This is a genomic window from Leifsonia sp. RCC_180, from assembly GCF_058138205.1.
Window position 1 is genome coordinate 1876712 of the sequence record NZ_CP200340.1, and the last position, 19589, is coordinate 1896300.

The 19589-nt window shown below is 68.8% G+C and carries 18 protein-coding genes; 10 read left to right on the forward strand and 8 right to left on the reverse strand.

The genetic code is table 11. From position 1 onward, the window contains the following. Positions 1-75 precede the first annotated feature (75 nt). Both AB7E03_RS09310 and AB7E03_RS09315 read right to left on the reverse strand, forming a co-directional pair. Positions 76-1062 (reverse strand): Gfo/Idh/MocA family protein, encoded by a 987-nt coding sequence (locus AB7E03_RS09310; RefSeq protein ID WP_489941138.1) that lies wholly within the window; start codon positions 1060-1062, stop codon positions 76-78. Then, the gene (locus AB7E03_RS09315; protein ID WP_489941139.1) at positions 1059-1892 is read right to left on the reverse strand and encodes a sugar phosphate isomerase/epimerase family protein; all 834 of its coding nucleotides are present in this window, start codon (positions 1890-1892) and stop codon (positions 1059-1061) included. The genes AB7E03_RS09310 and AB7E03_RS09315 overlap by 4 nt, the downstream gene beginning before the upstream one ends. 113 nt (positions 1893-2005) lie before the next feature. Here AB7E03_RS09315 and AB7E03_RS09320 point away from each other — a divergent pair, with 113 nt between their 5' ends. The 5 genes from AB7E03_RS09320 to AB7E03_RS09340 all read left to right on the forward strand — a co-directional run bounded on the left by AB7E03_RS09320 (position 2006) and on the right by AB7E03_RS09340 (position 6686). Next, positions 2006-3040: a LacI family DNA-binding transcriptional regulator gene (locus AB7E03_RS09320; RefSeq protein ID WP_489941140.1), complete on the forward strand. Its 1035-nt coding sequence runs from the start codon at positions 2006-2008 to the stop codon at positions 3038-3040. Then, positions 3037-3759 carry an SDR family oxidoreductase gene (locus AB7E03_RS09325; RefSeq protein WP_489941141.1) on the forward strand — a complete coding sequence of 241 codons (723 nt, stop codon included), beginning with the start codon at positions 3037-3039 and terminating at the stop codon, positions 3757-3759. The genes AB7E03_RS09320 and AB7E03_RS09325 overlap by 4 nt, the downstream gene beginning before the upstream one ends. 41 nt (positions 3760-3800) lie before the next feature. Continuing rightward, on the forward strand, positions 3801-4538 hold the full coding sequence (locus AB7E03_RS09330; protein ID WP_489941142.1) for an SDR family NAD(P)-dependent oxidoreductase: 738 nt from the start codon (positions 3801-3803) through the stop codon (positions 4536-4538). Between the two features lie 48 nt (positions 4539-4586). Further along, positions 4587-5567, forward strand: a complete 981-nt coding sequence (locus tag AB7E03_RS09335; RefSeq protein ID WP_489941143.1) for an NAD-dependent epimerase/dehydratase family protein — start codon at positions 4587-4589, stop codon at positions 5565-5567. A gap of 123 nt (positions 5568-5690) precedes the next feature. After that, the gene (locus AB7E03_RS09340) at positions 5691-6686 is read left to right on the forward strand and encodes a LacI family DNA-binding transcriptional regulator (protein ID WP_489941144.1); all 996 of its coding nucleotides are present in this window, start codon (positions 5691-5693) and stop codon (positions 6684-6686) included. A 19-nt stretch (positions 6687-6705) separates the two neighbouring features. Here AB7E03_RS09340 and AB7E03_RS09345 read toward each other — a convergent pair whose 3' ends face one another. Beyond that, a complete protein-coding gene (locus AB7E03_RS09345) occupies positions 6706-7893 on the reverse strand; it encodes a metallophosphoesterase family protein (protein WP_489941145.1) in 1188 nt (395 codons plus the stop codon). A 426-nt stretch (positions 7894-8319) separates the two neighbouring features. Here AB7E03_RS09345 and AB7E03_RS09350 point away from each other — a divergent pair, with 426 nt between their 5' ends. After that, entirely contained in the window at positions 8320-11202 is a 2883-nt protein-coding gene (locus tag AB7E03_RS09350; protein WP_489941146.1) for an alkaline phosphatase family protein, read from the forward strand. A 71-nt stretch (positions 11203-11273) separates the two neighbouring features. Here AB7E03_RS09350 and AB7E03_RS09355 read toward each other — a convergent pair whose 3' ends face one another. Next, complete coding sequence (locus AB7E03_RS09355) at positions 11274-11897, reverse strand: TetR/AcrR family transcriptional regulator (RefSeq protein WP_489941147.1); 624 nt, start codon at positions 11895-11897, stop codon at positions 11274-11276. A 25-nt stretch (positions 11898-11922) separates the two neighbouring features. On the opposite strand from AB7E03_RS09355, the gene AB7E03_RS09360 reads away from it, so the two are divergent. From AB7E03_RS09360 to AB7E03_RS09375, 4 genes are all read left to right on the forward strand, one after another. Then, positions 11923-12780, forward strand: coding sequence for an alpha/beta fold hydrolase (locus AB7E03_RS09360; RefSeq protein ID WP_489941148.1), 858 nt, complete (start codon positions 11923-11925; stop codon positions 12778-12780). A 56-nt stretch (positions 12781-12836) separates the two neighbouring features. Then, positions 12837-13283 carry a GNAT family N-acetyltransferase gene (locus AB7E03_RS09365; protein WP_489941149.1) on the forward strand — a complete coding sequence of 149 codons (447 nt, stop codon included), beginning with the start codon at positions 12837-12839 and terminating at the stop codon, positions 13281-13283. Between the two features lie 157 nt (positions 13284-13440). Beyond that, positions 13441-13899 carry a hypothetical protein gene (locus AB7E03_RS09370; RefSeq protein WP_489941150.1) on the forward strand — a complete coding sequence of 153 codons (459 nt, stop codon included), beginning with the start codon at positions 13441-13443 and terminating at the stop codon, positions 13897-13899. 419 nt (positions 13900-14318) lie between these two features. After that, entirely contained in the window at positions 14319-15077 is a 759-nt protein-coding gene (locus tag AB7E03_RS09375) for an SDR family oxidoreductase (RefSeq protein WP_489941151.1), read from the forward strand. Between the two features lie 225 nt (positions 15078-15302). Here the strand turns inward: AB7E03_RS09375 and AB7E03_RS09380 are convergent, their stop codons facing one another. The 4 genes from AB7E03_RS09380 to AB7E03_RS09395 all read right to left on the reverse strand — a co-directional run bounded on the left by AB7E03_RS09380 (position 15303) and on the right by AB7E03_RS09395 (position 19438). After that, complete coding sequence (locus AB7E03_RS09380) at positions 15303-16676, reverse strand: acyltransferase family protein (RefSeq protein WP_489941152.1); 1374 nt, start codon at positions 16674-16676, stop codon at positions 15303-15305. 139 nt (positions 16677-16815) lie between these two features. Beyond that, a complete protein-coding gene (locus AB7E03_RS09385) occupies positions 16816-17487 on the reverse strand; it encodes a response regulator (RefSeq protein ID WP_489941153.1) in 672 nt (223 codons plus the stop codon). Beyond that, positions 17484-18728, reverse strand: coding sequence for a sensor histidine kinase (locus tag AB7E03_RS09390; RefSeq protein ID WP_489941154.1), 1245 nt, complete (start codon positions 18726-18728; stop codon positions 17484-17486). The genes AB7E03_RS09385 and AB7E03_RS09390 overlap by 4 nt, the downstream gene beginning before the upstream one ends. Next, positions 18725-19438, reverse strand: a complete 714-nt coding sequence (locus tag AB7E03_RS09395) for a DedA family protein (RefSeq protein ID WP_489941155.1) — start codon at positions 19436-19438, stop codon at positions 18725-18727. Before AB7E03_RS09395 ends, AB7E03_RS09390 begins: the two co-directional genes overlap by 4 nt. Positions 19439-19589: the final 151 nt, after the last annotated feature.

The window sequence follows — 19589 nt, forward strand, 5'->3', positions numbered from 1 at the left end:
TACTAGGGCGAAACGTTACGACCTTAGGGAAGGCTAGGAGGACGAACATGCGAAGTCAAGAGTTTTCGGCGGACACTAAACGTTTCGTGCGGTCTCCCTCAGCAGATCGTGCGCCAGAATGGTCTCGGCGACGATCATCGTTTTCAGCGCATCGCCGAAGTGCGACGACGGAAGACGACGCGTACGCACCGCCTCGATGAATTCGGCGCTCTTGGCGCGGAAGCCTCCGAGCACGTAGAGGTCCGGCGAACCCGCCACTTCGGCGGCACCCAGCTCCTCGCGCCCATCGGCGTCCCAGACGGTGCCGCCGATCTCGAGGTCGCCTTCCGCCATGATCCCGGGACCGTGGACTTCCACCCCGAACGTCCTCCGGCCGCTGGTCCAGTTCGTGATCATGACCCCGACGGCGCCGGTGTCGAATTCGAGCGTCGCCGTGATGAAGGTGATGTCGTCGACGATGACCCGGCGCGTCACATCCGACACGGCGATGACCTCGCCGCCGCAGAGGTGCCGGAGGGTGTCGATCACGTGGACGCCGTCATCCATCATCCGGTCGCGCGCCGACACCATCGGGGTCGGATCGTTCTTGTAGAACCGGCAGACCGCATGGACGACCTGGCCACGCTCGTGAACCCGTCCGACCATCCGCTCCAGCAGTGGGGACGAGCGCCGCTGGAAGCCGACCTGCGTGATACAGCCGTTCTCGTTGGCGAGGCGAGCGAGCGTGCGCGCTTGATGGACCGTGAGGCCGAGCGGCTTCTCGACGAAGAGATCGAGGCCGCGCTGGAGGCACGCGCACCAGATGCCGAACATGAGCTCCGGCGGCCCGATGACATAGACGGCGTCCGGGTGCGTTTCGTCGAGCATCGCTGCCCAGTCGCTGAACAACGCCGTGACCCCCCATCGCTCGCCGGTCGCCCGGAGGCGCTCCGGCGAGAGGTCGCAGATGCCGACGATCTCCGCATCGGGCAGCGAGGACAACGACGGGTAGTGGACGAGGTTCGCCATCGCTCCGGCGCCGATGACGGCGACCCGCACCGGCCCGCGCTCCGCGGCACTCATCGGACCGCTCCCGCGACGCCCTGAGCCGCGGCTCGCAGGCTGCGCGCGTATTCGAGATCTCGAGTCACCTTCGCCACGAGGTCGCTTTCGTCGGTGTATTCCGCCGTGAGGCAGATCGGACCGGCGAACTCACGTTCCACGAGGTAACGGATCGCGCGATCCCACTCCGCCATACCGCTGCGAGCGTCGGTGAAGACCGGCTCCCAGACCGGATCCCCCTGTGAGGACGCGGAATCGTCGACTCGCTCGTAGTACGCGCTCTTGAGGTTGACCATGCCGAGCCACGGCCACAGCAGTTCCAGGCCGTGCTCGGGCCGCTTGCGCGCGAGGCCGTCGTGCGCTGCGTCCCAGATCGCCGCCACGAATCGGGGATCGACGTCCTGGAGGAGCGCGAAGAGCTCCGAGGAGTCGGCGATGTAGTCGTCGTAGTGCGGCTGGACAGCGACTCGGACTCCATGGCGTTCGGCCCTGTCGGAGAGGCCGGCGAGAGTCCGCCGCATCTCCGCGCCGGTCGCCGCGTACCCGCCTGACCCGATGGGCACCATGATCCGGATCAACGGCACTCCTGCGTCCGCGCAGGCCGCGAACGTGGCCTCGTCCGTCCCCGAGGCGATGCTGGTGACCGCGATGCCGGCTCGCGCGAGTTCACGTACGGCCGCCGGCAGGGCGGTCGAGACGTCGTCCGGCATCACCTGGTAGCCGGGCCGCACCGGGAGCTCGACGGCGTCGAATCCCATGGACGCCACCAGCTCGCCGAGAGCACCGACCCCCGGGTCTCGCCACGGTTTGGTGAAGACGCTCCACGTCGTCGCGGCATCTACGTTCGGCATGGCGGACTCCTCGTTCAGGGCGTCGGAAAATCAGGGCGTCGGGAAATCTAGTGCAACGATGCAGTAGCTTGTGCAACGATACAGTAGCCGGAAACGCGTCAACCAGAGAAGGGGTGAGAGCGATCGCGACCATCAGGGATGTTGCTCAGGCCGCCGGAGTCTCGCCCTCCACCGTTTCGAACTTGCTCAACGCACGCGAACACCTCATGCAGCCGGAGACGCGGAGACGCGTGCTCGAGGCCATGGAGTCGCTCTCCTACCGCCCGAGCCGGGTGGCCCAGCAATTGCGCGGCGCCCCGAACCCCACGCTGGGGCTCATCGTCCCCTCCGTGGCCAATCCGTTCTGGGGATCGTGGGCGGCCCAGCTCGAGGCGGCGTTCCATGCGCACGGGCGGCAGATCTACCTCTGCAACAGCGAGCGCGATCCGGAGCGCGAGCGCGCTTACGTGGAGCAGCTCTGGGCTGACGGCATCGAGCACATCGTCCTCTCCACCTCGCTGCCGTCGCTCGAACATCTGCGCCCGGCCATGGACGCCGGCGTGCAGATCATCGCGTTCGACCGCGAGCACCAGGACACGGACCCGCCGGAATTGCTGAACGTCAGCATCGACAACGAAGCCGGCGCATGGATGGCCACTCAGCACCTCATCGAGCGAGGCCACCGGCGCATCGCGTTCGTGTCCGGGGCGATGCGCACGATCAGCAGGCAGCGACGCTTCGCGGGCTACTGCCGGGCGCTCGCCGAGAACGGCATCCCACTCGACGACGCACTCGTCCCCCGCTCGTCCGAGTTCGGCGACGCGGACAGCGGACCCCTCGCCCGCACGGCGGTGCATGCCCTGTTGGCGCTCGAGGACCAGCCCACCGCTCTGGTCGCCGTCAATGACATGTTCGCTCTGAGTGCATCCGCTGCCATCCGGGATGCGGGCCGCGACATCGCCGACATCGCTGTCGTCGGGTTCGACGACATCCCGGTCGGGAGCCTCATCTCGCCCGCGCTGACCACGGTTCAGCAGCCACTGAGCGAGATGGCCGAGGCGGTCGTCCGACTCACGGAGAACGAGGCCGGCGACGGAGAGCCGAGGCCCTCGCTCGTGTTCCCGCCGACCCTCGTGGTGCGGGCCTCGACCGAACGGAGGATCGCATGACCGCATCCGGAGCCCGAGTGCTCATCGCAGGAGCCGCCGGTGGGGTCGGCCGCGCTGTCGCACTGGCTGCTGCCTCAGAAGGCGCGACCGTCCTGCTGCTCGGACGCGATCGGAACAGGCTCGAGCCCGTGCGAGCGGAGGTGGTCGCGGCCGGCGGGACCGCGCACATCGCGGTCGCCGATGCGACCTCGGCGGCGGAGGTCGACAGCGCCGTCGCGGCCCTGCGGCGCGAGGCGGGCGGCATCGACGTCGTCGTCAACGCCGTCGGCGTCAACCTCAAAGCCCGCCGCCTCGACGAGCTCGACGAGGCCGGCTGGCGCTCGGTCCTGGACACCAACCTGACCGCGGCCTTCTTCCTCACCCGGGCGGCGCTTCTCGGCTTCCGCGCCGACGGTGGCGGACTGCTCATCCACATCTCCTCCGTCGCCGCGCTCGCTCCCGACATGTCGGGGGCCGCCTACCAGGCCAGCAAAGCGGGACTGGCCGCGCTCGCGCGCGCCACAGCCCTCGAGGCCGGTAGTGCCGGCGTGCGGGTCACCACCATCTCACCCGGCCTCATCGACACCGACTTCGTCCGCCACCGCCCGACGGCGCCCACGCCCGAGGAACTGGCGGGAGCGCTGCGCCCCGAGGACGTCGCCGAGATGTGTCTCGCCGTCATCAGCTTGCCCGCTCGCGCGACCGTCAGCGAGATCGTCATGCGGCCGAGCGGGCGTTGATCGAAGCCGCTTCCCTTGTTCCGACCGAGACGGAGATCTCCATGACCGCACCCTCCCCCGCACGAACCGTCCTGATCACCGGAGGCGCGACCGGCATCGGGCTCGGCATCGCCGAGGCGTTCCTGAACGCGGGCGACCGCGTGGCGATCACGACGAACGCCTCGCCTGTGCCCGAGCACGTGGCCGACCGGGTGATCGCCGAGCGGATGGATGTCACCGACAGCGCTGCCGTGACGGCGACCGTCGCGCGGATCGGCGAGGCGGTCGGGGGCAGGATCGACGTGCTGGTCAACAATGCCGGTGGCCTCGTGGCCCGCCGTCCGATCGACGCGGCGGACGACGCGCATTGGCAGCACGTCATCGACCTCAACCTCTCGAGCGTCTTCTACGTCGTGCGCGCGGCCCTCCCCCTGATGGCCGAGGGCGGCCGCATCGTGAACATCTCCTCGCTTGCGGCGCACAACGGCGGCGGCCAGGGAGCCGGCGCGTACGCCGCGGCCAAGGCCGGCGTCGAGGGCCTCACCCGCGCTCTGGCGAAAGAGCTCGGACCACGCGGGATCGCCGTTTCCGCCGTCGCCCCCGGGCTCATCCTCGAGACACCGTTCCACGAGCGCTTCACCCCGGAGGCCGACCAGCGCGCGAGCATCGCCGCCACCCCGCTCGGGCGTGCCGGGACACCCACCGACGTCGCCGCGGCGACGGTGTACCTTGCCTCGGAGGCGGGCGGCTTCGCTTCGGGAACCGTCATCGCGGTCAACGGCGCCGCCGCCTTCCACTGAGCGAAGCGACCACCGTACCGCCGACGAATACGTGGAGAGAGAGCAGACATGCGCATCGTCGTCATCGGAGCAACAGGGCACGTGGGCGGCTATCTCGTGCCACGCCTCGTGGCCGACGGGCACGACGTGGTCGCGATCACACGCGGCACATCGGCCCCGTATCGCGACGACCCGGCCTGGCAGAGCGTCGAACGCGTGATCGCCGACCGCGAGGCGGAGGATGCGGCGGGCACCTTCGGCTCCCGCGTCGCCGGGCTCGGAGCAGACGCGGTGGTCGACCTGATCTGCTTCACCCCGGAGTCCGCACGGCAGCTCGCCGATGCCCTCCGCGGACGGACGCACCAACTGGTTCACGTCGGCACGATCTGGACACACGGCACCCTCACGGAGGTGCCGGCTCCCGAGGCCGCCGTCAAACGGCCCTGGGGCGAGTACGGCATCCAGAAGGAGGCGATCGAACGTCTGCTGCTGGCCGAGTCCCGATGCGAGGACGGCGTCCCGGTGGCGATCGTGCACCCGGGGCACATCTCCGGCCCGGGCTGGCCCATCGTCACCCCGCAAGGCACCACCGACCTCGACGTCTGGCGGACGCTGGCGAGCGGGCGCGAGCTCCTGCTGCCGGGATTCGGGCTCGAGACCGTGCATCACGTGCACGCCGACGACGTCGCGCAGCTCATCCGGCTCTGCCTCGAACACCCGGACGAGGCGAACGGGGAGGCGTTCCATGCTGTCTCCGAGCGGGCGCTCACGCTGCGCGGATTCGCGGAGGAGGCGGCCGCGTGGTTCGGGCAGGAGGCGAACGTGCGCTTCGTGCCGTTCGAGGAGTTCAGCGCCTCCCTTCCCGAGGAGCACCGCGATGCAGCCTTCCAGCACATCGCCCGCAGCCATTCGATGAGCATCGAGAAGGGGCGCCGACTGCTGGGCTACGCGCCGGCGTACTCGTCGCTCGCGGCTGTGGCGGAGTCGGTGGAATGGCTCCGTCAAGCCGGTCGTCTGGGCGACGGCGTTCCGCCTGTCCGATTCGGTTGAGACGGGACTCGCTCAGTCGAAACGATTCGCACCGCGCTAACGCGGGATTATGCTGAGCGGACGCGACTCCCAGACATCGGCAACCGTGAGGGTGTGGGCGGCAACACCAGGAAAGACGGGGCTGTGACAACATACAAGGACATCCAGCGGGCCACGGGACTCTCGCTCGCCACGATCTCCAAGTACTACAACGGGCGAAACGTTCTGGAAGCCAATCGCGAAGCCATCGAGGCGGCGGCGCGCGACCTCGACTTCCGGCCGAATCAGCACGCTCGGACCTTGCGTTCGCGACGGTCACGGACGGTCGGGGTGCTGCTACCGGCGCTCGACAACGACTTCCACCTCACGATCATCGCCGGGGTCGAGGAAGCCCTCCGCCCGCGTGGATTCAGCGTCATCGTGGCGGCCAGCCCCGATCCGAACGACGATCCCGTCAACCTACTGATGGACCGTATGGTGGATGGAATCGTCGCGGTCACCCCGCCGCACGACGTGCCCGCGCTGCGCGCCGCGGCCGAGCGCGTGCCGGTCGTGATGGTCGACTGGTACATCGACGACGTCCAGGCCGACGGTGTCTTCATCGACAATGCGGCGGCGGGAGCGCTCGGCGCCCGGCACCTCCTCGATCACGGCCACCGCCGCATCGGATTCGTCGGCGGTGAACCGGTGATCTCCTCGATGCGCCTGCGCACCGAGGGGTTCGAGCGCGCGCTGGCCTCGGACGGAGTCCCGGTGGACCCGGCGCTGGAGCGTCTCGTGCCGCTGACGGTCGAAGCGGGCTACCGTGCCGCTCAGGAGCTTCTCGCCCTGTGGCCGCGGCCCACCGGGCTGTTCACCGCGAACTATGAGCTCACCCTCGGCGCCGTGACCGCCGTGAACGATTCCGGGCTCCGCATCGGCCGGGACATCTCGGTGGTCGGGTTCGACAGCCGGGAACTCGCCCAGGCACTCGTGCCCAAACTGACGGTCATCGTGCAGCCGACCCGCAAGATCGCCAAGCATGCTGCCCGCCTGATCGCCGATCACATCGAGTCGCGGGGCGAGCGTCCTGCACCGACAATCGAATACCTCGAAGCACGCCTCATCCCGGGCGGCTCCGTGACGCGCCTGGAGGAGTGAGGCAGGGCGGCACGCCAGGTCAGCCCTTGCAGCTGCCGGAGCCCGAGTCCGAGTAGTTCAGCGCCGCCGCTCCCAGGCCGGGACCAGCAAGCGCCGGGGTGTACGAGTACGAGTAGCTGTGCTGTTTGAGCGTGAACTTCATGGTCCCGAAACCCTGGTCGTAGCCGGTGACCACGTTCTGGTTGGCGTAGGTCCCGTCGGTGTTCTTGGCCAGTGAGTCGAGTGCTTCGCCGCCGGTTCCGATGATGAACTCCGGGATGCCGTTCTTCGGGTCGTAGGCGCCGGACGGGTCCATCGGCTTGAGACGCGCATACGCGTGCTCGTGTCCGTTCAGAACCAGGGTCGCGTGCTTGGCGTAGAGCAGCTTCCACCAGGCGTCGGCGACCTGGCCTTCCTGCCCGCCCGCACCGGCGGCGGCAGCCGGGACGGTCGCGGTCGAGCCGGTAGTCGCGCTGAAGGTGGGCTGGTGCCAGTAGGCGATGGTGCACTGCTGCTGGCTGTTCTTCAGGTCATTCGCCAGCCACTGGGTCTCCTGCGAAAGGAGGCCGCCGTCGGTGGTCGAGCAGTCGTTGTTGAATGCGGCGGAGTTGCATTCCACGTTCAGCGAGACGATGTGCCAGTTGCCGAGGTTGTACGAGTACCAGCCCTGGTTGGCGTCGGTGTCGTCGCCGGCCTGACCTTCGGTGTTGGGCGTTCCGGTCTGGTCGTGTCCGTTGAAGTACGCGAAGTAGCCGGAGCCGTTCTGGCCGGTCTCGTTGTCGCCCTTCTTCGTGTAGGGGTAGTACTCGTGATTGCCCGGGGCAGGGCGCTCGAGGAACTTGAGGCCGCCCCACGCCTGCTCGAATGATGCCTCGAAGTCGCTCAGCTTGCCGACCTGGTATTGCTCGTCGCCGAGCAGCGCGACAGCATCCGGCTTCATAGCGGTCGCCTGCTTCGCCGTCGCGAACTCGGCCGTGTAGCCGCCGAGGCTCGGGCTGCCGCATTTCAGAGTGGAGGGGGTGCCGGCGTTGTCGTCATCGTCGGGCTCGCAGGCGATATCGCCGACAGCAGCGAGCGTGTACGTCTTGTTGTCGTCGGCTTTGACCGGCGACGCGTACGGCCAGCCGTTGTCGATCGCGGGAGCGGCGACGGCGGCGGCCGCGCCCAGAAGCGTTGCCGCGACAACACTTCCGACGAGGAGTGTGATCTTGCGAGTGCGCATGGGCATGCGGAATCCTCCGGTTCAGCCAGCGAGAGCGGCCGCGTGGGCCGGAGCAAGCCTTGAACCGCCAGGCGACGCTTACATGAACGGTCGGTGACTCGTCAGCGAACGGCGCCTTCGATTCCTCGCAGGTTCACCGCATCCGTCGGTGGACGCCCGCACTCTGAGAAAGCAGACAGACTCGGCCTCGCGGCGACGCGCGACCGTGTGCGCGGTTTCCGCGCGCTCGCTGGCATGCGGCCACCGACACGCCGGGCGCAGTTTCCGTTAGTTACCGCGCATTAAGGAACCGTTCGTTTGACCCCCTCACGAGGGTCAGAACAGTGTCGTGTCTGTGGCCTCCCCTTGAGGCCGCTGAGCCGATCGGCACGTACTCGCACTGTGCCCTCGGCTCGCTTCTGAGCACATCCAATTCGGGAAAGGTCTCTCCAGATGCCCGGCAATACTCCACGACGCAAACGGTCCGGCCCGCGTCGCTTCTCCACCCTCACCAGGGGGCAGCGCGTCCTCGCGGTCACCGCGACCACCTGCGCGCTCGCCCTCCTCGGTGGCGGTATCGCCACCGCCTCCACCCTCGCCTTCGGCAACCACCAGGTCGGCAGCGATTACCCCAACGGCGAGCAGGTCTCCGACAACCAGGTGATCCAGCCGGTGGGGTCTCGCCTCACCACCCCCTTCGGCAAGCTGATGGGGTCAACAGTCAGCCCAGATGGCCGCTTCCTCGTGGGCACGAGCACCGACCGCTCGGTCGACCTGCAGGTCTTCGACCTCAACACCTACAAGCCTGTCGCCGCCGCCGGCACCCTGGCCGCGACCTCGTTCGCCACGGCCGCCACGAACGCCGGCTACGGCGCGATGAAGTACCTCAAGATCTCCGACGGCACCGTCGGCCAGGAGGGACCGGTCTTCTCCCCCGACGGCACGTTCCTTTTCGAGCCGGTCGCGACCGGCATCGTGCGCTACCCGTTCAACGCGGACGGTTCACTCGGCGCCGGCACGAAGATCAGCATCCCCAACTCGGCCGGTGGCCAAGAAGCACTGACCGCCGGGATGACGTTCTCGCCCGACGGGTCGACTCTCTACGCCGCGGTCAACGGGCAGAACACGGTCGTCGCCATCGACCCGGTCGCCGGCACCATCACGCAGACGTTCGCGGTGGGGATCGCGCCGCGTCAGCTGACATTCGTCGGGTCGCACCTGTACGTCTCGAACGAGGGCGGCCGTCAGGCGCTCCCCGGTGAGGCGACGATGGACTCGTACGGCACCGCGGTGCCCGCCGACACCACCCTCGGCACCACCACGACCGGCTCGGTGAGCGTCATCGACACGAGCGCTCCGTCGGCGCCGGCCGCCACCATCCCGGTCCAGCTGCACCCGACCGCGATGCACCTCGACGGCACGACGCTGTACGTGGCCAACACCAACAGCGACACCGTCTCGGTGATCGACACCCGCTCGAACAAGGTCGTCCAGACCTTCGCGACCCAGCCGTGGGCATCGTCGCAGACCGGCTACCAGCCGACCGCGATCACCCAGCAGGGCGACCACCTGCTGGTGTCGCTGGGCCGCGCCAACGCCATCGCCGTCTACACCGTCGACCGGAAGGACCCGCGCGACCCGGCCAGCTACATCGGCCTGCTGCCGACCGACTACTACCCGGAGAACGTCACGGCGGTAAAGGGCTCCATCGTGGTCACGAACACGCGCGGAATCGACGCCCGGGGACCGGCGCTGACCTTCAACAAGGGCCAGGGAACGACTCCGGCGACCGGTCACGCCACCCACGCCACCACGGCGTCGCTCACGAAGTTCACTCTTCCGAGCGACAAGCAGATCCAGAAGTACACGGCCACCGTGTTCGCTCAGAACGGCTGGGACGGCAAGTCCGTCAAGCCCGCCGAAGGCGAGGAGGGCGTGAACGGTGGGGCGAGCGCGATCCCCAAGCGGATCGGAGAGCCGTCGCCGATCAAGCACGTGTTCCTCCTCGTCAAGGAGAACCGCAGCTACGACCAGCTCTACGGGGACATGAAGCAGGGCAACGGCGACGCGACGCTGACCCAGTTCGGAGCCAAGGTCACCCCCAACCAGCACGCGCTTGCGACGCAGTTCGGCCTGTACGACAACACGTACGACATCGGGACGAACTCGGCCGAAGGCCACAACTGGCTGATGCAGGGCGACAACCCCGCGTACACCGAGACCAGCGCCGGCGAGTACACCCGCTCGTACGACACCGAAGAGGATGTGCTGGGCCACCAGCGCTCCGGCTTCTTGTGGACGTCCATCCAGGCCGCGGGCAAGACGGCGAAGAACTTCGGCGAGTTCGAGTACGGCGAGGGCAAGCCGGCCGGCGCCACCTGGCAGCAGTACTACTGCACGGCGAAGGATGTGATGGCCGGCGGCGCTCCGTCGAAGCTGTTCGACCCGTCCATCCAGCTGCATGCGAGCTCGGCCATCCCGTCGCTCAACGCCATCACAGACCCGAATGCCGCGCCGTTCGACCTGGCGGTGCCGGACATCTACCGGTACGAGACCTGGAAGCAGGACTTCGAGAAGAACGGGCCGTCGAACCTCAACATGGTGTGGCTGTCCAGCGACCACACCGGCGGCACGGCGGACCCGGAAGCGCAGGTTGCGGACAACGACCTCGCCGTCGGCAAGATCGTGGACGAGATCTCGCACTCCCAGTACTGGAAGGACTCGGCGATCTTCGTCGCAGAGGACGACACCCAGGATGGGGCCGACCACGTCGACGGCCACCGCGCGCCGATCCAGGTGATCAGCCCGTACGCCGCCCACGGGAAGACCGTGAGCACGTACTACTCGCAGATCAACCTGGTGCGCACCATCGAGCAGGTCCTCGGCGCACAGCCGATGAACCAGAAGCTCGCGGCGGCGACCCCGATGACGGACGCCTTCACCGACAAGCCCGACCTCACGCCCTACAACGCGGTCCTCAACCAGGTGCCGCTCACCGAGGGCGTCGTCACCGCTCCGTCGTGCGGCTACGACACCCTTGGCACGACCGGCGAAGCGGCGAAGCAGGTCAACGCGGATGCCGCCAAGGCCGCCGAGGTTCCGGCTGCCGAGCAGTCGACCGCGGCCAAGTGGCAGAAGTGGGCCGGAAAGCAGCACTTCACCGGCACCGCAGGCCACCCGGCCATCCCGGACTACGACAACCCGGACCTCATGAACCGGTGGACCTGGTACCAGACCCACCACTGGACGTCGCCGTACCCGGGCGACGCGAAGATCTACGGTCCGGACGACGTGCCGGGGATCGCTCCGGGGTCGACCGACCACGACGACGAGTGAAGCCTCAGCGCTGACAACGGCACCGGGCCCGGCAGGACGACTTCCTGCCGGGTCCGGTTCTTTGCGCGAAGCTACGGGGTCGGGGCGGCGGCGAGGAGCGGGCGCAGCAGGTCAGCGACGGCCCGCTCGGTTCCGGCCGGAGTGAGCTTGCCATCGAAACGCAGGATCCGCCATGCGGTGGCGTCGCAGATCACCACGATCTGAGCGAGCCGGATATTGCGGGTCTCGTCGTCGAGTCCGCGATCGAGGTAGCGCTCGAAGGTTCGACGGCACCAGTCCACGTGATAGGCGCGGCCTCGGGCAGCTCGTTCATCGAGCCCTGGCACGAGCGGGGCCTCGGAGTACATCTTGAGAATGAGGGCACCGTAGACCTCGTAGTGCGCCACCAGTGCAGCTATCGTGCCGGCCGCGCCGGCCGCGTCTCCCTGGGCGGACTCGCGCGCGGCGACGATCCGGCCCAGCTCGCGATCGACGACCGCGACCATCAACGGCCCCTTGCCCCCGAACCGGCGGATGAGGGTTTGCACCGTGACCCCCGCATCCGCAGCGACATCGTCGAGTCGGATGTGTTCATAGGGTGTCGTGGCAAAGCGCGCGAGCATGGCGTCGATGATGCGTTCGGCCGTAGCCCCCGCGGACGCCGCCCGAGCCGACATGCGGTACTCGCGTTTGGCGGAGGGCTCTGGCGCTTTCATGTAAATCAGACTAACATCAACTTTCATGTCAATCTCATTCACATCAAATGATCGCCTGCGGGCCGTCCCCACTCGCCTCGGCACACTCAACGCGCGGTACATCAGCTCCAGCGGCGGAGGTCCGCTGACGGTGTTCTGGTCGTCGATGTTCGTCGACAGCCACACCTGGGACCGCGTGCTTCCCCTCCTCCGCCGTGCGCGGCCCGACCGCAGCTACGTGCTCATCGACCCGCCCGGCCTCGGCCGGAGCGAGCACCTTCACCGGCCCAGTAGCATCAGCGAGGCGGCCGGGGCGGCTCAGGATGCGCTCGAGCAGTTGGGCGCCGACGCTCCGGTCGACTGGGTGGGCAACGCGTTCGGAGGCCACGTCGGCTACGAGCTGGCCGCGCAGCCCGGCGTGCTGCGCTCGTTCGCGGCCATCAGCGCGCCGGTGGAGCCGATCGCGCCTGCGCTTCGAGCGAAGATCCTGGTGCTCGCACCGGTCTTGCGGCTGGCGGGACCTGTGGGACCGGTGCGCTCGGCGGTGATCCAGGCGATGCTGACCGACGCCTCCGCTGCCGACCCACGCATCCGGAACCTCGTCGTCGAAAGCCTCGAACGCCCGGGGAGAGCCAGCATGAGTCTGGCTTTGCGATCATTCATCCTCAACCGGGTGGACGTCTCGATGCTGCTGCCGCAGATCACCGTGCCGAGCCTGTTCGTGGCGTCCGACGACCGCGGCGACTGGAGCCCCGCTGACGCGGAGCGTGCAGCGGCCGCGGCGGGACCGCTCGCGCGGGCCGTCACCATCACGGCGGCGCGGACCCTCATCCCTCTCGAACGGCCCGAAGCGCTGGCGACCGAGCTGCTGGCCTTCTGGGATGCAGTCGATGCCTCTGTGTAAGCCGGCCTGAGCCGGGAACGCTCCTCCGGCTGGCCGACCTCGGTAGCCTGATCGGCATGGCGTTCGACCAGATCAGCATCCATATCGCCGAAACCCTCTCCGACGAAGACCTCACCGCCATCGCGCGGCTGCTGCCTCAACTGTCATCGACGGCGACGTTCGACCGAGCTCGCGTCGAGTCGATGCTCGATCACGACGGCACCGACCTCATCGTGGCCCGGGAGGACGGCCGGCTCATCGGCATGGCGACGCTCGCGTCGTTCCCCCTCCCGACGGGGGTGCGCGGTCATCTCGACGATGTCGTCGTGGATCAGGAGCTCCGGGGCCGCGGCATCGCTCGCTTGTTGCTCGAGGCGGTGATCGAACTCGCTCGCGAGCGACGGTTGCGGACGCTCGATCTGACATCACGGCCGAGCCGCGAATCTGCCATCCGTCTCTACGAGGCGGTGGGTTTCCAGCGCCGCGACTCGATGCTGATGCGGTACGCGGGTGAGCTGGCGTAGCGAGCCCTACACTGGCGTCGTCGACGATTGGGGGGCCATGTCACGGCGACGTGCCGCAGCGGCGCTGGCGGGCGTGCTTCTCCTGGGCGCCACGGGCCGCACGTCCCACAACACTGACCGGGTGCATCTCGCAGCGCGTGGCCGGCGCGGGGTAGCCGTGGCGATCGGCGTCCTGGCCGGGGCTCTCCTCGCCGGTTGCGCCTCTCTGTTCCCCGCGTGCTCCATGCCCGACATCCAACCGCCCCACATCGCTGTCGATGCGACGATCTGGCTGCGTCTGCATCCCGGCGGGACGGTTCATGCCTGCTACACCGGCTCGTGCGACCAGGACGACGGATCCAGGCCGTCGTTCGAGGTCCTGGTCCCCAGGGAAGTGGACCTGGCGAAGAAGCACGACCTTGCGGTCACGCTGACCGACCAGACGGGCACGACGACTCAGAGCGTGCCGATGGCGCTCGAGCTGGTTCCGGGGCAGAAGGGTGCAGCCTGTCCGATGCCCGACCAGTGGAGCCGCCAAGTCCTCATCGGAACGGACGGACAGATTCAGGTGGGCGGCGCCGACGACGGGCGCATCATCGTCCCAACCCCCGCGGACACCGCCGGGAGTCCGGCGTAGCAGTTCGAGCCGATCGCGAAGTGGGTGAACAGCGTCCAGCCGCTGAACCTCCCGCCGAAAAGGACACCGGCCGCTGTCGCCGCGACGAAGACTCCGAGTGACGACCAGAGCAACGAGGGCACCCGCGCTCAGAAGCACAAGCGGCACAACACCGAGGATGACGGCGAACCCGACCTCGCTGGTACCGGCCATGCGGGCCTAGCACTCTTCGTCGTAGGCATCGCCAAGCACAATCACGAACCAGGCCCACGTCGTGGAATATGCCATCTTCAGGCTCGTCCACGCGAAGGATCCCATCATCGCGATGTCGTAGCAGTCGCCGACCGATCCCAAGAAGTACACGGTCCCTGTCACAAATCCCGGTCGTCGCCTGTCTGCTTGTCTGAGACATCGAGCTGGCTCGTACAGGAGGAGTAGACGTGAAGATCGCAGTCGCAGGAGGCACAGGCACGGTTGGGCGTTACGTCGCGGAGGCGGCGTTGGCTCGCGGACACGAGGTCTCCGTGCTCAGCAGGGCGACAGGCGTCGAAGTCACCACGGGGCACGGGCTGGCCGCGGCTTTGGAGGGACTGGACACCGTCATCGACGTGACGAACAAGACGACGCTGTCTGCCGGAACTGCTCGCGAATTCTTCGAGTCCGCCACCCGGCAGTTGCTGACCGCGGAACTCGAGGCTGGCATCGGCCACCACGTAGCCCTCTCGATCGTCGGCATCGACGACATCGACGCTTCCTACTACGCAGGGAAACTCGCGCAGGAGAGGGCTGTCGCGGCGGGAGCTGTTCCGTACACGATCGCCCGGGCTGCGCAGTTCCACGAGTTCGCCGGACAACTGCTCGCAGGAATGAGAGGCCCCATCGCACTCCTGTCGAAAGCACCCGTGCGGCCGGTCGCTGCCAGAGAGGTCGGCGAGTATCTCGTCACGGTCGCCGAAGCCGGTCCGGCGACTCGGGCACAGGATCTGGTCGGCCCGAAGGACGAGATCCTGGCCGATCTCGCCCGCCGCCAGTTGGCATTCGACGGCATCCGCCGCGCCGTCTGGGAGGTCAGGCTTCCCGGCTCGTACGGTCGAGGACTGGCATCCGGGTTGCTCCGAGGCACCGCCGATCGCCTGGAGTCGAAGATCACGTTCGACGAGTGGCTGCGAAGCGAGGACCATCGGCGCCCGGCCCGCTGACCGTTCCTGTCGGGATTGCACAGACGTTGCCTGTTCGGACAATCTCGTCACAGACTAGGCACGTCGGCGGTCGGAGCTTGCGATGCGTCCGGTCGAGCCGTGAGGTAAGAGCGGGAAGACTGGGTTTCAGGCGGCCCTTCTCCCCACAGAGGTTGCGCCAAGCAGACCGCGGCTGGTCCCACCCGCCCCCGGACGCATCGTGCCGTCGGCACTACTGACGCATGGCTAGCCGCCGCACGTGCTCCACTCTTTCCCGCTTAGGCCATCTAAAGGAGAAATAGCCCGGCTGCGTCGCGTATCCCACGTGCACCCCTCGCTCAGCAGGATGAGGGCACCGGCTACGAGCATCGCCCCGCCCACCCAGCCCGCGAGCGTCGATCCGTGCGTCAGGATGAGCAGCACGCCGCTCGCGCCGCTCGCCGCCGAGCAGAGGACGCGGCCGGTCCTGGCGGCCCGCCAGGCGCCGCTCCGAGCGGTCTCCAGCCGGCCGCCCATCAGCGCGACCCCCGCGACGACGCCTCCGACGGCGGCCAGCCACAGAGGCCGCGTCAACCACCAGTCGCCGGACAGCGGATGCGGCAGCGACTCGCCGCCGACCAGGAGCACAGCGCCCGCGGCCAGCACGAGGACCACCATGTGCCACGAGTACACGGTCATAGCGCGGCGATTGATCGCGCCGACGTAGCGGCCGAGCGGCCGCCATTCCGCCGCCCGCACGAGTCGCGGTCGTACCAGGGAGAACAGCGCCAGCTGCCCGGCACCCAGCAGCACGAGCGCGCCAGTCGGCGGGTTGAGGTTGGCGTAGAGGTCGAACGAGTAGACGCCCGACGCGCAGAAGATCGCCAGCGCCCCGAAGGAACCGGCGGCGAGCGTGGCCATCCGCCAGCCACTCCACTGCTCGAATGCGGGCGAGGCGAGCACGAAGCCCAGCTGCTGCACGAGCATCCACACGAAGAGCAGGTTCAGGAAGCCCACTGCGGTGACCCCTGTGGATGCGCGGACCGCATCCACAGCCACCACCGTGGCGGCGAGGGCCGCGATGGTCGCGGCCGGCCGGCGTCGATGAGCGGAGGCGAGCGCCGGGAGTGCCGCCGTGCAGAGGATGTAGACCCCGAGGAACCACAACGGCTGGCTGATGCGGAAGCCGGCCGTCGCGACCAGGTCGGCCGGAACGCCGGCGAGCTGGAGGCCGGTCAGCACCACGACGACCGCCAGAAGAGCCGCCCCTGCCGGAATCAGCAGACGCCGCATCCGGCCCGCGAGGTGCTCGCCGTACCCGACACCGCGGCTTCGCGCGCGTTCCCACTGGAGGATGCCGGAGAATCCGCCGAGGAGGAAGAAGAGGGGCATCACCTGGAGGACCCAGGTCAGCGCGGCGAAGCCATCCCACCGCTCCAGCGCGTTCTCGAGCACCGGTCCGTCCGCGGTCGCCGAGACGCCGACCATGAGGGCGTGCAGCGCGACCACAACGGTGAGGCACCACGCGCGTGCGACATCCACCGCGGCATCCCGTCGCACTGTCGAGGCGGTGCGCGCCAGCGGTGCGTGCGCCGGCGAGGCATCGAAGCCGGGGAGGGGCGGGGCGACTGCGAGAGACATCGGGCGTTCCTTCCGTCCGGTCGCGGTGACCGGTCGGGAAGAGCATCTCGACGGGGTGTGGTGGGCTGCGTCCCCCTGCGGAGCCATACCGCGCTACCGCCCGGGTAGGGCACGGGCCGCGGCGGTGGGTCGCCGGACCCTACGGGGCGGGTTCGACCAGCCCGGCGTCGAACGCCAGAATGACCGCCTGCACGCGGTCGCGCAGCCCGAGCTTGGTGAAGATCCGGCTCACGTGGGTCTTCACCGTCTGTTCGGCGATGAAGAGCTCCCCCGCGATCTCGGAGTTCGACCGTCCGCGCCCGATCAGCACGAGGATCTCACGCTCCCGGTCGGTGAGGTCCGCGAGCAGCAGTGCTCTGGATGAGGTGGCGGGCCGCTGCGAGGTGAACCGTTCCAGGAGGCGCTTGGTCACCCGGGGAGCGAGCAGGGCATCACCCGCGGCGACGACGCGAACGGCGTGGACGAGGTCGTCCGGCGGCGCGTCCTTGAGCAGGAACCCGCTCGCTCCCGCGGCGAGGGCGTCGTACACGTACTCGTCCGCGTCGAAGGTCGTCAGCACGAGGACGAGCGGCCGGTGCGGTTCGCCGCGGGAGGGGTGGACCAGCTCGCGCGTCGCGTCGATGCCGTTCGTCCCGGGCATCCGGATGTCCATAAGGACGACGTCGGGCCGCAGTCGCCGCGCCAGCTCGATGCCTTCGGCGCCGTCAGCGGCCTGGCCGAGAACCTGGATGCCGTCCTGCGCGCCGAGGATGGCGGCGAAACCGGCACGGACCATCGCCTGATCGTCGACCACGAGCACGGAGATCGTCACAGGGCGGTGCCTCCCTCCGCGAGCGGCAGCACGGCACGCACGAGGAACCCGCCGTCCGGCTGCGGCTCCGCCGTCAGGGTGCCGCCGAGAAGTTCGGCGCGTTCGCGCATCCCCCGGATGCCGTGCCCGCCGCCATCCGGTGCCGGTGCCGCCGCGGGACGGCCTGGCGCCGCGGCGTTACGCACCTCGATCAGCAGTGAGCGTTCCGCTCGGTCCAGGCGGACGACGATCGGGGCGTCGGTCGCGTGTCGCGCGACGTTGCTCAGCGACTCCTGGACGATCCGGTAGGCCGCCAACGACGTGATCGGGTCGATCCCCGGCACTTCCGCGGCCTCGTCGACGAACTCGACGCGTCCACGGCGGGCTGCGTCCGCGATCAGCGCCGGCACGTCTTCGAGACCGGGCTGCGGGGCGGTTTCCGTCCCGGCGTCGTCGCTGCGCAGCACCCCGAGCAGTCGACGCATCTCTCCCATCGCCGTGCGAGCCGTCGCCGCAAGATCGTCGAATTCGGCGGCTGCTTCTGCGGGGAGATCCGGGATGCGGTACCGCGCACTCGATGCCTGGACCTGGATGGCCGACATGCCGTGCGCGACGATGTCGTGCAGTTCCCGGGCGATCCTGGTTCGATCCTCGGCCACCTCCCGCCGTGCGAGCTCAGTCGCCGACGTCTCCCGCTCGCGCATCAGCTGGCGCCGGACGTCCTGCCACCGCGCGGCGAGCAGCGCCGCGATCAGGGCCGCCCCTGTCACGGAGGCGAACACGATCAGGTCGGCGGTCACGGTCGCCTCAGCGGCGAGCTTCGCTTCGCCGACGAGCCCGACGAAACCGATCGCCACCGCGACGAGCACAGCCGCTGCCCATGCAATCAGCCCCGGGCGCCATGCTCCGCGCGACACGACCAGGGCGACAGTGAGAGAGAACGCGACGATGGACGTCGCGGCAACGGGCCACGGGGCGGTCGCCGTGACCGGCGAAGCGAGGGCGAAGCCGACCAACGCGACGACTGCGGCGGCCGCGGCGCTGCGCGGCCAGAGGAGCGCGCCGACGATGGATGCGCCCTGCAGCAGGCCCAGCACGAGCGCCAGCGCAACGGGCACGCCGTAGACCGTCGCACCTAGAGAAGCGGCGACCGCCAGCACGGCGATCGAGGCGATGGACGCGACCACCCAGAGGACCAGCAACCACCGATCGACCTGGGCTGTGGTCGGAAGCCTGCGGGTCGAAAGACTGTGGGCGGTCACTCCCGTCCTCCGTTCGCAGTGATGCGATCCATCGCCGCACGCTCGGTGGGACCATCGTTCGGGTCGGCGCCCTGACGGTCGTGCAGAGATGCCGCTTCTCCTGTCGCGGCTGCTGCAGGCCGCCGAGCGGAGCGCCGCAGAAGCGCGTCCACGACCAGACCCGTCCCGATCCCGACGGCGATCCCGACGACCATGGCCACAAACGCGTTGCCGTGCAGCCAGTTGGCTGCGACCACCCCCACTGTAACGGAGTAGACCGCCCACGAGACGCCGGCCAGCACCGACAGCCCGAGGAACCGACGCCACGCCAGCCCGGAGGCGCCGGCCACCAGGTTCACCGCCACGCGGCCGACCGGCACGTAGCGTGCCGAGAGGATCAGCACCCCCGCCCGGTCGTGGATGCTGCGGCGGGCGCGAACGATGGCGGCAGTCATCCGCGGACCGCGCAGCATCCGGAATCGGTCGAGGCCGACGGTCCGCCCGATCAGGAAGGTCAGGTTGTCTCCGGCGACAGCGCCCGCCGCGGCGCAGGCGAGCACCAGCGGCAGGTTCGGGACGCCGACCGCGACAGCGGCTGCGGCGGCACCGATGACCACCGACTCGCTCGGCACGGGCGGGAAGAACGCATCCACCAGAACGACCGCGAACACGACGAGGTAGACCCACGGGGATGCGGCCGCGGTGGCGATGAGGTCGTTGATTGCGTCCATGTGCCCGACCTTAGAAACGGGACCGGTGCCTGCGCGTCACTCGCGGGTACCGGTCCACCCCCTACCCAGGGGGGATTCCGAACTGGGAGCGGTGGCGCGAATCCCATCCGCCGCCGCTGTTACATCCCTCCACCCGGAGTCACACCCCGCA